This is a genomic window from Pseudomonas laurentiana (genome assembly GCF_014648275.1).
Lineage (GTDB): Bacteria > Pseudomonadota > Gammaproteobacteria > Pseudomonadales > Pseudomonadaceae > Aquipseudomonas > Aquipseudomonas laurentiana.
In genome coordinates, this window is record NZ_BMQU01000011.1 from 1 (window position 1) to 13,970 (window position 13,970).

Sequence of the window (13,970 nt, forward strand, 5' to 3'; positions counted from 1 at the left end):
CAAGGACCCGATTGGCTATGCGGGTGGGCTGAACCTGTATGTGTATGCGCCGAATCCGGTTTTCTGGATTGATCCGTTTGGTGTGAGGGTTCAATCGCAACCCTCGCCAGTTGGCAGATGAGTCAGCCCTGTGCACACAGGTGTTTAACAAACTGCTGCACCAACGGCCCTGCATCACGCCGATATGCGACGGCCACGGTGCTGGTGCAGCCCTCATCGACCAGGGGCACGAGTGTTAGTCCGGTGGGTGCGATGTCTTTCATGCAGCGCGGTAGCAAGGCCACGCCAAACCCGGCCTGAATCAACTGCAGTTGCGTGGTCTTGCGTGACACCACCCGCGCAGCCTTCGGAAAGAACCCCGCTTGCATGCATAACTGCGCAGACAGGTAGCTCAAGCCGCCTCGTTGGCGATGGGGGATGGAGATAAAGGCTTCTTCTCGCAATTGCGCCAGGCTGGCTGTGGCCGTGCTGGCCAAGGGGTGGTCGCTGGCCACCGCTAGCAGCAGCGGTTCCTCGAACAGTGGCTCAATGCACAAGGCTTCATGCTGACGCAGTACGGGCAGGCGCAGCAGGCCAAGCTCCAGCCGGCCTTCGACAAGTTCTTCCAGCTGCGCTTCAGAGGACTGCTGGGCAATCTCCATGGAGACCTTTGGGTTGTCCTGCAGGTAGCGGCTGAGCCGGGCGAGCAAGTGCCCTGTCAGCGGCACGGTGCTGGAGTGACTGAGGCGAAGGCTGCCGCGCAGGCCATTACCGATTTCGTGGGCCATGCGACTGGCCTTTTCCAGTTCGCTGAGCAGGCTGCGCGCACGTGGCAGGAACGCCTCGCCCGCTGTTGTCAGGCGTGGTTGTCGGGCGGTGCGCTCGAACAGTGGTGTCTCGAGCAGGTCTTCCAGCGCCTTGATCTGCCTGCTCAAGGCCGATTGGGCGATGTACAGGCGCTCGGCGGCGGCACTGAAGCTGCCGCTGTCGGCGATTTCAACGAAGTAGCGCAACTGTCGCGTGGAGATCATTGAGCTATGCCTTTTGGAGATGCCTTCTGCATGAATTGCATATTAGTCGGCATGGCTGGTGAGTGGCTAAAGTTTCGGCGTCTTCCTTAGAGGTCGCTCGCTATGACTGTGGCAATGGTGTTTTCCCTGCTTCCCTTTTCGGCGATGGACTGGCTGCTGATCATGCTGGGTATCGGTGCGGCCTATGTTGTTTTTGGTGTCGCCGGGTTTGGTACGGCGCTGGTCGCAGGGCCGGTGATGATTCAGTTCATGCCGTTATCGCGGATTATCCCGTTGTTGGTGCTGCTGGATTTCGTGGCGGCGTTTGGTAACTGGCTACCGGCGCGCAAGGCCGTTGTTCGCGGTGAGCTGATGCGTCTGCTGCCGTGCATGGCGCTGGGCTGTACCTTGGGTGTGGTGTTCTTGCTCAACCTCAAGTCCGACCTGCTGTTGCTGCTGATGGGGCTGTTTATTACGACCTATGCCGTCTACAGCCTGGCGCTGACGGTCAAGCCCGCACGCCTGGCGCCCGCCTGGGTAGTGCCGATGGGCACGGTCGGAGGTCTGTTTGGTGCGCTGTTCGGTAGTGGCGGCTTTCTTTATGCGATCTACCTGAATGCCCGGTTACCCTCCAAGGATCAGGTGCGTGCCACTCAGAGCGCCTTGATCAGTTGCAGTACGCTGGTGCGCTTGAGCCTGTTTCTGATCGCAGGTGTGTATGCCGACCTGCCGTTGTTGGTACTGGCGCTGTGCCTGGCGCCGATGATGCTGCTTGGTTTGTGGGTTGGCCGACGGTTGGCCTTGAACCTGTCGCGCGAAGCTTTTGTGCGTGTGGTCACCTGGTTGGTACTGGCCAGTGGTATTGCTCTGATCGGTCGCTATCTGAGTGCCTGAGCACGGGTTAAACTGGCCGCTTTGAATCGGTTTGGCCGTCGTTATGAATACCCAGAGCATCATCGTCCCGAAAATTTCCACGGTCCCGGTACATGAGCCGAGAGCACGGGCGATCCTGCGTTGGTTGGTGCGCGAAAACATTGTCGAAGAACAGCTAAGCACCTGCGGACGTACCGGTAATCGCATGGCTTATGGCATCGCACCGGGGGCACGCAAGGTAGTGCTGCATCCAGAGTTGCTGCCGTTCGATCAACCGGTCAATGGTCTTGAGGTGGTCACCAAGCGTTGCATCTATACGCCGGTGCAGGGGTTTCTGGAGGAGGCGGGGTGTGCCGAATGCCGTCGTGAGGTTGGCGAGGCACTGTTCGAGAGCCTGGAGGAGTGGATGCCTGGGCAGACCGATAACTTCACCTGTCCCGAGTGCGGTCATGAAGACGATATCAACGGCTTTCTGTTCTTGCAGCCGTGTGGGTTTTCCAACCTGGGTTTTATCTTTAACAACTGGGCCGACGCCGGTTTCAAACCTTCCTTTATCGAAGCATTTGCCGATTGGCTGGACCAGCCCGTGGCCGTGGTGCAGGTAATATTGAACGGCAACTGACCGAAGGGCCATCTATACATTGAGTGAAGGCCCGGGTATGAGTATAATGGCGCGCTTCCATTTTTCCCGCCCGGGAGCCCCCGCGATGCTGCGTATCAGCCAAGAAGCCCTGACCTTCGACGACATTCTCCTAGTGCCTGGTTATTCCGAGGTACTGCCCAATGAAGTCAGTCTCAAGACCCGTTTGACCCGTGGCATCGAGCTGAATATTCCGTTGGTCTCCGCCGCCATGGATACCGTGACCGAAGCCCGTCTGGCCATTGCAATGGCGCAGGAAGGTGGCATCGGCATCATCCACAAGAACATGACCATCGAGCAGCAGGCTGCCGAAGTACGCAAGGTCAAGAAGTTCGAGGCTGGCGTGGTCAAAGACCCGATCACCATCGACGCTGACGCTACCGTGCGCGACTTGTTCGAATTGACCCGCCTGAACAATATCTCCGGTGTACCGGTACTGCACAAGGGTGACCTGGTCGGTATCGTGACTTCCCGTGACGTGCGCTTCGAAAACCGTCTGGACGCCACCGTGCGTGAAGTGATGACGCCGAAAGAGCGTCTGGTCACTGTCCGCGAAGGCGCCGACAAGAACGAAGTCCGCGAGCTGCTGCACAAGCACCGCCTGGAAAAAGTCCTGATCGTCGACGAGCAGTTCGCCCTCAAGGGCATGATGACCGTCAAGGACATCGAAAAGGCCAAGGCCTACCCGCTGGCCAGCAAGGACGACCAGGGTCGCCTGCGCGTCGGCGCCGCTGTCGGCACCGGCAAGGACACTGGCGAGCGCGTCGCAGCGCTGGTTGCTGCTGGCGTTGACGTGGTGGTGGTCGACACCGCTCACGGTCATTCCAAGGGCGTTATCGATCGCGTTCGCTGGGTCAAGGAAAACTTCCCTGAAGTGCAGGTCATCGGCGGCAACATCGCCACTGGCGCTGCGGCCAAGGCACTGGTTGAAGCCGGCGCCGACGCGGTCAAGGTCGGCATCGGCCCAGGCTCGATCTGCACCACCCGTATCGTTGCAGGTGTTGGCGTGCCGCAAATCAGCGCTATCGCCAATGTGTCCGCTGCGCTGGAAGGCACCGGTGTGCCATTGATCGCCGACGGCGGCATCCGTTTCTCGGGTGACCTGTCCAAGGCCATTGTTGCAGGTGCTTCCTGCGTGATGATGGGTTCGATGTTCGCGGGTACCGAAGAAGCGCCAGGCGAGATCGAGCTGTTCCAGGGCCGTTCCTACAAGGCTTACCGCGGCATGGGTTCGCTGGGTGCAATGTCCCAGGCCCAGGGTTCTTCCGATCGTTACTTCCAGGATTCCTCGGCCGGTGCCGAGAAGCTGGTACCGGAAGGTATCGAAGGTCGCGTTCCGTACAAGGGCAGCCTGGCCGCAATCATTCACCAATTGATGGGCGGTCTGCGCTCCTCGATGGGTTACACCGGCAGTGCCACCATCGAAGAGATGCGCACCAAGCCTGAGTTTGTCCGCATCACGGGCGCCGGCATGGCCGAGTCCCACGTGCATGACGTACAGATCACCAAAGAAGCGCCAAACTACCGCGTAGGTTGATGCTTCTGGCAGTACTAGCAAGCGGGGCTGTTATCGACAGCCCCGTGTCGTTTCCGATTACCACTGACGAGATTGAGTCATGGCCCTCGACATTCACGCTCACCGCATCCTGATCCTCGATTTCGGTTCCCAGTACACCCAACTGATCGCTCGCCGCGTTCGCGAAATCGGTGTGTACTGCGAGCTGCACCCGTTCGACATGGACGATGAAGCGATTCGCGAATTCGCCCCGCGTGGCATCATCCTCGCAGGCGGCCCCGAGTCGGTCCACGAAGCCAACAGCCCACGTGCCCCGCAGGCCGTCTGGGACCTGGGTGTTCCGGTGTTCGGTATCTGCTACGGCATGCAGACCATGGCCGAGCAACTGGGCGGTAAGGTTGAAGGTTCCGACCTGCGCGAATTTGGTTACGCCCGTGTCGATATCGTCGGCAAGAGCCGCGTGCTGGACGGCATCGAAGACCATGTAGACGACGATGGCGTGTTCGGCCTCGATGTCTGGATGAGCCACGGTGACAAGGTTACCGAGATTCCAGCAGGCTTCCATATTCTGGCCAGCACCCCTAGCTGCCCGATCGCGGGTATGGCTGACGACACCCGTGGCTACTACGGCGTGCAGTTCCACCCGGAAGTGACCCACACCAAGCAGGGCGGTCGCATCCTCTCGCGCTTCATCCTCGACATCTGCGGCTGCGAAGCACTGTGGACCGCGTCGAACATCGTTGAAGACGCCATTGCCCAGGTGCGTGAGCAGGTGGGTTCGGCCAACGTACTGCTGGGTCTGTCTGGCGGTGTCGATTCCTCGGTGGTTGCTGCGCTGCTGCACCGTGCCATTGGCGATCAGCTGACCTGCGTCTTCGTCGACAACGGCCTGCTGCGCCTGCACGAAGGTGAGCAAGTGATGGCCATGTTCGCCGAGAACATGGGCGTCAAGGTGATCCGTGCCAACGCCGAGGAGCAGTTCCTGTCCAATCTGGCCGGCGAAGCCGACCCAGAGAAGAAGCGCAAGATCATCGGTCGCACCTTCATCGACGTGTTCGATGCTGAGGCGAGCAAGCTGGAGAACATCCAGTTCCTGGCCCAGGGCACCATCTACCCAGACGTGATCGAGTCTGCCGGTGCCAAGAGCGGCAAGGCCCACGTGATCAAGTCGCACCACAACGTCGGTGGCCTGCCAGAGGAAATGAACCTCAAGCTGGTCGAGCCGCTGCGCGAGCTGTTCAAGGACGAAGTCCGCCGTATCGGTCTGGAACTGGGCCTGCCTTACGACATGGTCTACCGTCACCCGTTCCCGGGCCCGGGCCTGGGCGTGCGGATCCTTGGTGAAGTGAAGAAAGACTACGCCGACCTGCTGCGTCGTGCCGACCACATCTTCATCGAAGAGCTGCGCAAGGCCGACTGGTACCACAAGGTCAGCCAGGCGTTCGTGGTGTTCCAGCCAGTCAAATCCGTGGGTGTGGTCGGTGATGGCCGTCGTTACGCCTGGGTTGTTGCCCTGCGTGCGGTGGAAACCATCGACTTCATGACCGCTCGTTGGGCGCACCTGCCGTACGAGCTGCTGGAAACCGTCAGTGGCCGTATCATCAACGAGATCGATGGTATCTCGCGGGTGACCTACGATGTGTCGAGCAAGCCGCCGGCAACCATCGAGTGGGAATGATCCCGCGTTCGGCATAGGCTACTGACAAGCCCCCGCTTTTAGCGGGGGTTTGTTTTTTTAGCCGAAGGCATTCTGGCGCAGACGCCTGTGCGGAGTGGGTTTGCCAACGATGCAGGCGTCACACAAGCGTTAACATCCCGCCGATGCCATCGCAGGCACGCCTGCCGCAGAGGTCAGGCAAAAATATGTGCAGAGATCAGCTTGGAAATTTCGACGATCGCGGTCTTTCCGGTGAACTCGAACTTCACTTTGCCCAGGGATGAAAAGTAAATTTCCAGCTCGGAGTCCAGGTCGAACGTGCCGGACGTTTCAACCGAGTAGGCCACGATGTTTTTGTAGGGCAGGGAGGTGAAATCCTTTTTGCTGCCGGTGATGCCTTGCACGTTCACTGCGATGATGCGCTTGTTGGTGAACACCACGCCGTCGCGCATGGATTTGTAGGCGTCGATGACGTGCTCGCCGTCTAGCAGCAGGGCAGTTACGCGTTCGGCGTACTCGTCGTTTTGCTTGAGCTTGAAGAAGCCTTTGTTGTTGAAGTCGATCATGCGTGGATATCCCTATGAGGTGAGCTGCAGTCCAGATTTTTCAATGGCAGGAGCTGCTCGCGGGGATTCTGGTGCAGACGGGGTGGATATCACAAGGCAGGTGCGACAAAGTCTTCACTTAATCTTTCTCAAATGCAGGTGTATCGTATTCGCCCTTCATCGCTGGCACAGTGCGCCAGCCTGTTGAGTCTGTAGTGCGAGGTGCTTGCTCCGATGTCCTTTACCCGGCGACAAATTCTCGGTGGCCTTACTGGCTTGGTGGCGGTTGGCTTGGGGGCGGGGGGCGCTGCGCGCTACTGGCTGGGCAGGACCGACCCGAATGCTGGCCATGATTACGAGCTGATTGCCGCACCCTTGGATGTGGAACTGGTATCGGGCTACAAGACGCCGGCCTGGGCGTTCGGGCCTTCTGCACCAGGCACGGAGTTGCGCGTGCGTCAGGGCGAATGGCTGCGTGTCCGCTTCATCAATCACCTGCCAGTGCCCACGACCATTCACTGGCACGGTATTCGCCTGCCGCTGGAAATGGATGGCGTACCCTACGTTTCGCAACTGCCGGTGTTGCCCGGCGAATACTTCGACTACAAATTCCGTGTGCCGGATGCCGGTAGCTACTGGTATCACCCGCATGTGAGCAGCAGTGAAGAGCTGGGGCGCGGGTTGGTAGGGCCGCTGATTGTCGAAGAGCGAGAGCCCACCGGGTTCAAGCATGAGCGGACCTTGAGCCTTAAGAGCTGGCATGTGGACGAGCAGGGCGCCTTCGTAGCTTTCAGCGTGCCTCGGGAGGCTGCCCGGGGTGGTACGGCGGGGCGCTTGCTCACCATCAATGGTGAGCCCAATGCCGTTGTTGATCTGCCGGCCGGGCAGATTGTCCGTGTGCGCTTGCTCAACCTGGACAGCACGCTGACCTATCGGATCAACCTGCGCGGGAATGCCGAGGCGCGTATTTATGCGCTGGATGGCAACCCGATCACGCCGCGTCCGCTGGGCAAGGATTACTGGTTGGGCCCGGGTATGCGTATTTGCCTGGCGATCAAGGTGCCGCCAGCCGGTGAGGAAATCTCCCTGCGTGATGGTCCGGTACGCCTGGGAACCTTGCGCTCGGTTGCCAGCAATGACGCGCCGAGTGACTGGCCGCCAGCGCTGCCGGCCAACCCGGTGGCCGAGCCTGATCTGGCCAATGCCGAGAAGCTCAACTTCAATTTTGAGTGGGCCGGTTCAGTGTCGGTGAATACCGAAAATCGACCGCCGAGTTTGTGGCAAATCAATGGTATTGCCTGGGATATCACCGATAAAACCTGCTCTGATCGGCCAATTGCTACCCTGAAGAAGGGCAAGAGTTACATCTTCGAGCTGAAGAACATGACCCAGTACCAGCACCCGGTTCACCTGCATGGCATGTCATTCAAGGTGATTGGGTCGAATCGACGCAAGATCGAGCCGTATTTCACTGACACCTACCTGTTGGGCAAGAACGAACGTGCCCAGGTCGCCTTGGTCGCAGATAACCCGGGAACCTGGATGTTCCACTGTCATGTCATCGATCACATGGAAACCGGCCTGATGGCTGCAATCGAGGTGGCATGATGCGCCAGCCCCAGATCATTGACCGCAGTCGCGATCAGGCTTTCATGCAGATGGCCCTGGACCTGGCGGCTCAGGGCGCGGCCCTGGGTGAGGTACCGGTGGGGGCGGTGCTGGTGCAGCATGGTGAGGTCATTGGCCGGGGGTTCAATTGCCCGATCAGTGGCAGCGACCCCAGTGCCCATGCCGAGATGGTCGCCATTCGTGCAGCAGCACAGGCTGCCAGTAACTACCGCTTGCCGGGCAGTACGCTCTACGTGACGCTGGAGCCGTGCAGCATGTGCGCGGGGCTGATCGTCCACTCGCGTATTGCCCGGGTGGTCTACGGAGCGCTGGAACCTAAAGCCGGTGTGGTGCAGAGCCAGGGGCAGTTTTTTACCCAGGGTTTCCTCAATCACCGCGTGTTGTTTGAAGGTGGGGTGCTGGCCGAGGCGTGCGGCAGCATTCTCAGTGAATTCTTCAAGGCGCGTCGTGCGCGATCCTGAGCGGGCCCGCTGCAAAGGCGTTGAGTGCTAGCGAGGGGGTCAGAGGGACGATGGCTGCTCAGGCGGTTTGGTCTTGTTGACTCCCGGCACGTGCAGGCTGCCTTCCGCCACCTGATTGCCTTCAAGTTGTGGCTGCGTTACCCAGGTCAGGATGTCGTAGTAGCGACGAATGTTGGCCACGAAGTGCACGGGTTCGCCCCCGCGGGCGTAGCCGTATCGGGTTTTGCTGTACCACTGTTTTTGCGACAGTCGTGGCAGCATTTTCTTTACGTCCAGCCACTTGTTCGGGTTCAGGCCTTCTCGGGCCGCCAGCTTGCGTGCGTCGTCCAGGTGGCCGCTGCCGATGTTGTAGGCTGCCAGTGCGAACCACGTACGGTCTGGCTCTTCGATTTTGTCGTCCAGTTCGTTCTTGACGTGTATGAAGTACTTGGCGCCGCCGCTGATGCTCTGCTTGGGGTCCAGTCGATTGGAGACGCCCATGGCCTGTGCGGTGCGTTGGGTCAACATCATCAGCCCGCGAACGCCGGTCTTGGAGGTGACCTCGGCCTGCCACATGGACTCTTGGTAGCCGATGGCCGCCAGCAAGCGCCAATCAACTTTCTCTTTCTTGGCTGTGGCCTGGAAATGCTTTTCGAAGCGTGGCAAGCGTTGCTGCAGGTGCTGGGCGAAGGTGTACGCGCCGACGTAGCCAAGCACATCGACATGGCCGTAGTAACGGTCTTTCAGGCGCTGCAGGGTGCCATTCTTTTGAGCCTTGTCGAGGAAGGCGTTGATTTCGTTGAGCAGGCTGTTGTCGTCGCCAGCGGCCACTGCCCAGCGCTGGTCGCGGGCGTCACCCAGATCAAACGCCACCCGTACGTTGGGGAAGTACACCTGGTTCATTGCCAGTTCGTTGGAGTCGACCAGGGTCAGGTCGATCTGGCCTTCATCGACCATGCGTAGCAGGTCGACGACCTCGACCGCATCGGACTCTTCGTAGTTGAGCTTGGGATACTGCTTCTTCAGTTCAGCCAACTGCTCGGCGTGGGAGCTGCCCTTGAGCACCATGATGCGCTTGCCGACCAGGTCGGTGGCGTCGGTGGGGCGGGAGCGACCGTTGCGATAAATGATCTGGGGGGTGACTTCCAGGTAGGGGTGTGAAAAACGTACCTGTTGTTTGCGCTGCTCGCTGCTGACCAGGCCGGCAGCCGCCAGCACCGGGCCCTGTGGCTTGCCCAGTTGTCCGAAAAGGTCATCAAGGTTGTCGGCGGTTTCGATCTTCAGCTCTACGCCCAGATCGTCGGCGAAGCGCTTGACCAGTTCGTATTCGAAGCCGGTGTCGCCGTTGCGGTCCTGGAAGTAGGTGGCCGGGCTGTTGCGGGTAACCACGCGCAGCACGCCATCCTCTTTGACCCGCTCGAGTGTGCTGGGTTTTTCAACACAGGCACCGAGCAGCAGGAAGAGTCCGGTTGCGATGAGCCATTTGGCGCAACGCTGGCGCAAAGCAGTCTGGGCAAACATAACGTGCAGTATACGCAAAGGTCAGGTCCAGCCATATCTCGACAATGGGTGGCTTGTCTGTTAGCACTGGGCAAAAATGTACGCGAAAAAGTAGGGCCTTTACCGTCTTTTTCAATTAAAGAGGTGCCTCTGTTGTAGGCAGCCAGAAGATACCGATATTCGGCCAGGGCTGGATGCAGCGTTTCGAGTGCCTGACGCGCCGGTTTAGGCTACAATGCACGGCCTCTAAGCACACCCCCTTCCTGAGGCTGTCCCGACGATGTTGATCCTGCGCGGCGCTCCTGCCCTTTCTGCCTTTCGCCACGGTAAGTTAATCGAGCAACTGAGCCAGAAAGTCCCCGCTGTTAGTGGTTTGTATGCTGAATTCGCTCATTTCGCCGAGGTTGACGGTGATCTGACCGCCGACCAACAGCAGGTGCTTGCACGTCTGCTCAAGTACGGCCCTAGCGTACCGGTCCAGGAGCCCACTGGCCGCCTGTTTCTGGTAGTGCCACGTTTCGGTACCATTTCGCCCTGGTCGAGCAAGGCCAGCGACATCGCCCACAACTGCGGCCTGAGTAATATCCAGCGCCTGGAGCGGGGCATCGCCTTCTATGTCAGCGGCGAGCTGAGCGAGGCGGATGTCGTTGCCGTTGCCGACGTGCTGCACGACCGCATGACTCAGCTGGTGCTGAGCAAGCTGGAAGATGCCGCCGGTCTGTTCAGCCATGCACAACCCAAGCCGCTGACGGCGGTCGATGTACTGGGCGGTGGCCGCGCCGCATTGGAAAAGGCCAACGTCGAGTTGGGCCTGGCCCTGGCCGACGACGAGATCGATTACCTGGTCAATGCCTTCCTGGGCTTGAAGCGCAATCCGCACGACATCGAACTGATGATGTTCGCCCAGGCCAACTCCGAGCATTGCCGACACAAGATCTTCAATGCCAGCTGGGATATCGATGGCGAAAGCCAGGAAAAAAGCCTGTTCGGCATGATCAAGAACACCTACCAACTGCACAGCGAAGGCGTGTTGTCTGCTTACAAGGACAACGCCTCGGTGATCGTTGGTTCCGTGGCCGGTCGTTTTTTCCCGAACCCTGAAACCCGCCAGTATGGCGCGGTGCAGGAGCCGGTCCACATCCTGATGAAGGTCGAGACCCATAACCACCCGACCGCTATCGCTCCGTTCCCGGGTGCATCTACCGGTTCCGGTGGCGAGATCCGCGACGAAGGCGCTACCGGCCGTGGTGCCAAGCCGAAAGCCGGCCTGACGGGTTTCACCGTATCCAACCTGCGGATCCCTGGCTTCGAACAGCCTTGGGAGAAGCCTTACGGCAAGCCTGAGCGCATCGTCAATGCGCTGGACATCATGATTGAAGGCCCACTGGGTGGTGCGGCGTTCAACAACGAATTCGGTCGTCCAGCCCTGACCGGCTACTTCCGTACCTTCGAGCAGTCGATCACTACCCCTCACGGTGATGAAGTCCGTGGTTACCACAAGCCGATCATGCTGGCCGGTGGTATGGGCAACATCCGTGAAGAACACGTGCAGAAGGGCGAAATCAGCGTCGGCGGCAAGCTGATCGTACTGGGCGGCCCAGCCATGTTGATCGGCCTGGGTGGCGGTGCTGCCTCGTCGATGGCGACCGGCTCCAGCTCGGCTGACCTGGACTTCGCTTCCGTTCAGCGGGAAAACCCGGAAATGGAGCGCCGTTGCCAGGAAGTGATCGACCGTTGCTGGCAGCTGGGTGACAACAACCCGATCAAGTTCATTCACGACGTCGGTGCGGGCGGTCTGTCCAACGCTTTCCCTGAATTGGTGAACGACGGCGGTCGCGGTGGCCGTTTCGAGCTGCGCAACGTACCGAACGACGAACCAGGCATGGCGCCGCTGGAAATCTGGAGCAATGAATCCCAAGAGCGTTACGTGCTCTCGGTCGATGCTGCCGATTTCGAGCGTTTCAAGGCCATCTGTGAGCGTGAGCGCTGCCCGTTCGCGGTGGTGGGTGAGGCTACTGCCGAACCGCATCTGACCGTTACCGACAGCCATTTCGGCAACAATCCGGTAGATATGCCACTGGACGTGCTGCTGGGCAAACCGCCAAAAATGCACCGCTCTGTAACCCGTGAAGCGGAGTTGGGCGATGATTTCGACCCAAGCGCGCTGGCGCTGGATGACTCTATCGATCGCGTGTTGCGTCACCCTACGGTGGCCAGCAAGAGCTTCCTGATCACGATTGGCGACCGCACCATCACCGGTCTGGTTGCTCGTGACCAGATGGTCGGCCCTTGGCAAGTGCCCGTGGCGGATGTCGCTGTCACCGCCACCAGTTTTGACGTCTACACCGGTGAAGCGATGGCCATGGGTGAGCGCACTCCGCTGGCCTTGCTCGATGCCCCGGCGTCCGGTCGCATGGCGATTGGCGAGACCCTCACCAACATGGCCGCCTCGCGGATCGGCAAGTTGTCCGATATCAAGCTGTCGGCCAACTGGATGTCCGCTGCAGGTCACCCGGGTGAAGATGCGCGTCTGTATGACACCGTCAAGGCCGTTGGCATGGAGCTGTGCCCAGAGCTGGGCCTGACCATTCCGGTGGGCAAGGACTCCATGTCCATGAAGACCCGCTGGAGCGAAGAGGGCAACGAGAAGAGCGTTACCTCGCCGCTGTCGCTGGTTGTCACCGGTTTCGCACCTGTGACCGATATTCGCAAGACCCTCACTCCAGAGCTGCGCATGGACAAGGGCGAGACCGATCTGATCCTGATCGACCTCGGCCGTGGCCAGAACCGCATGGGCGCTTCGATCCTGGCGCAAACCCACGGAAAATTGGGTAGCCAGGCGCCGGACGTCGATGATGCCGAAGACCTGAAGGCCTTCTTTGCCGTGATCCAGGGCCTGAATGCTGACGGTCACCTGTTGGCCTACCACGACCGTTCCGATGGCGGTCTGCTGGTCAGTGCGCTGGAAATGGCCTTTGCCGGTCACTGTGGCCTGAGCCTGGAGCTCGACACCCTGACCAGCAAGCGTGAGAAGGTCGCTGCGGTGCTGTTCAACGAAGAGCTGGGTGCGGTGATCCAGGTGCGTCAGGACGCTACGGCTGAGGTGCTGGCACAGTTCAGCGCCGCAGGTCTTGGCGAAGACTGTGTTGCCGTGATCGGCCAGCCGGTCAACAGTGCCCAGGTGCAAATCAGCCTGAACGGCGAGGTGCTGTTCGACGGTGAGCGTCGTTCGCTGCAGCGTACGTGGGCGGAAACCAGCTACCAGATCCAGCGTCTGCGTGATAACGCCGACTGTGCCGATCAGGAGTTCAACGCCCTGCTGGAAGAAGACAACCCAGGCTTGAACGCCAAGCTTGGTTTTGACGTCAACCAGGATGTCGCCGCGCCGTACATCAAGAAAGGTATTCGCCCGCAAGTGGCAGTCCTGCGTGAGCAGGGTGTCAACGGCCAGGTAGAAATGGCTGCTGCGTTCGACCGCGCAGGCTTCAATGCCATCGACGTGCACATGAGCGATATCCTCGCCGGGCGTGTCGACCTGAACGATTTCAAGGGACTGGTCGCCTGCGGTGGCTTCTCTTATGGTGACGTGCTGGGTGCTGGTGAAGGCTGGGCCAAGTCGGCCCTGTTCAACAGCCGTGCCCGTGACGCCTTCCAGGGCTTCTTTGAGCGTAACGACAGCTTCACCCTGGGTGTTTGCAACGGTTGCCAGATGCTTTCCAACCTGCACGAACTGATTCCGGGCAGCGAGCTCTGGCCGCATTTCGTGCGTAACCGCTCCGAGCAGTTCGAGGCGCGTGTAGCCATGGTTCAGGTGCAGGAGTCGAACTCGATCTTCCTGCAGGGTATGGCGGGTTCGCGCATGCCGATCGCCATCGCTCACGGTGAAGGTCATGCCGAGTTCCAGAGCCCTGAGGCACTGCTTGAAGCCGACCTGTCCGGCTGCGTGGCGCTGCGTTTTGTCGACAACCATGGCAAGGTCACCGAGGCTTACCCAGCCAACCCTAACGGTTCGCCACGGGGTATTACCGGTCTGACCAGCCGCGATGGTCGCGTCACTATCATGATGCCGCACCCTGAGCGGGTCTTCCGTGCCGTACAGAACTCCTGGAAGCCGGACGAGTGGAACGAAGACGGTGCGTGGATGCGGATGTTCCGCAACGCCCGCGTGTGGGTGAACTAAG

10 protein-coding genes and 1 pseudogene are annotated in these 13,970 nt (G+C 59.9%); 8 read left to right on the forward strand and 3 right to left on the reverse strand.

Features of this window, described 5'->3' with window-relative positions; genetic code table 11:
• Nucleotides 1-82: pseudogene (locus IE038_RS25295) on the forward strand (RHS repeat-associated core domain-containing protein); the annotation flags it as partial.
• 40 nt (nt 83-122) lie between these two features.
• On the opposite strand, the gene IE038_RS12845 reads toward IE038_RS25295, so the two are convergent.
• Nucleotides 123-1,010 carry a LysR family transcriptional regulator gene (locus IE038_RS12845; RefSeq protein ID WP_163939818.1) on the reverse strand — a complete coding sequence of 296 codons (888 nt, stop codon included), beginning with the start codon at nt 1,008-1,010 and terminating at the stop codon, nt 123-125.
• A 102-nt stretch (nt 1,011-1,112) separates the two neighbouring features.
• Here IE038_RS12845 and IE038_RS12850 point away from each other — a divergent pair, with 102 nt between their 5' ends.
• The 4 genes from IE038_RS12850 (at nt 1,113) to guaA (ending at nt 5,696) form a co-directional block, all read left to right on the forward strand.
• The gene (locus IE038_RS12850) at nt 1,113-1,883 is read left to right on the forward strand and encodes a sulfite exporter TauE/SafE family protein (RefSeq protein ID WP_163939819.1); all 771 of its coding nucleotides are present in this window, start codon (nt 1,113-1,115) and stop codon (nt 1,881-1,883) included.
• 43 nt (nt 1,884-1,926) lie between these two features.
• The gene (locus IE038_RS12855; protein WP_163939820.1) at nt 1,927-2,484 is read left to right on the forward strand and encodes a sugar ABC transporter ATPase; all 558 of its coding nucleotides are present in this window, start codon (nt 1,927-1,929) and stop codon (nt 2,482-2,484) included.
• 85 nt (nt 2,485-2,569) lie between these two features.
• Nucleotides 2,570-4,039 (forward strand): IMP dehydrogenase, encoded by a 1,470-nt coding sequence (guaB, locus tag IE038_RS12860; protein WP_189395732.1) that lies wholly within the window; start codon nt 2,570-2,572, stop codon nt 4,037-4,039.
• Between the two features lie 79 nt (nt 4,040-4,118).
• Nucleotides 4,119-5,696 (forward strand): glutamine-hydrolyzing GMP synthase, encoded by a 1,578-nt coding sequence (guaA, locus tag IE038_RS12865; protein WP_163939821.1) that lies wholly within the window; start codon nt 4,119-4,121, stop codon nt 5,694-5,696.
• A 173-nt stretch (nt 5,697-5,869) separates the two neighbouring features.
• On the opposite strand, the gene IE038_RS12870 is transcribed toward guaA, so the two are convergent.
• Complete coding sequence (locus IE038_RS12870; RefSeq protein WP_189395733.1) at nt 5,870-6,241, reverse strand: PH domain-containing protein; 372 nt, start codon at nt 6,239-6,241, stop codon at nt 5,870-5,872.
• A 213-nt stretch (nt 6,242-6,454) separates the two neighbouring features.
• Between IE038_RS12870 and IE038_RS12875 the strand changes: the two genes are divergently transcribed.
• Together IE038_RS12875 and tadA are read left to right on the forward strand one after the other, a co-directional pair.
• On the forward strand, nt 6,455-7,828 hold the full coding sequence (locus IE038_RS12875) for a multicopper oxidase family protein (RefSeq protein WP_189395734.1): 1,374 nt from the start codon (nt 6,455-6,457) through the stop codon (nt 7,826-7,828).
• A complete protein-coding gene (gene tadA, locus IE038_RS12880) occupies nt 7,828-8,310 on the forward strand; it encodes a tRNA adenosine(34) deaminase TadA (RefSeq protein ID WP_189395776.1) in 483 nt (160 codons plus the stop codon). The genes IE038_RS12875 and tadA overlap by 1 nt, the downstream gene beginning before the upstream one ends.
• Nucleotides 8,311-8,349: 39 nt before the next feature.
• Here the strand turns inward: tadA and mltF are convergent, their stop codons facing one another.
• Nucleotides 8,350-9,810: a membrane-bound lytic murein transglycosylase MltF gene (gene mltF / locus IE038_RS12885; protein ID WP_189395777.1), complete on the reverse strand. Its 1,461-nt coding sequence runs from the start codon at nt 9,808-9,810 to the stop codon at nt 8,350-8,352.
• Nucleotides 9,811-10,069: 259 nt separating this feature from the next.
• On the opposite strand from mltF, the gene purL reads away from it, so the two are divergent.
• The gene (purL, locus tag IE038_RS12890; protein WP_189395735.1) at nt 10,070-13,969 is read left to right on the forward strand and encodes a phosphoribosylformylglycinamidine synthase; all 3,900 of its coding nucleotides are present in this window, start codon (nt 10,070-10,072) and stop codon (nt 13,967-13,969) included.
• Nucleotide 13,970 lies beyond the last annotated feature (1 nt).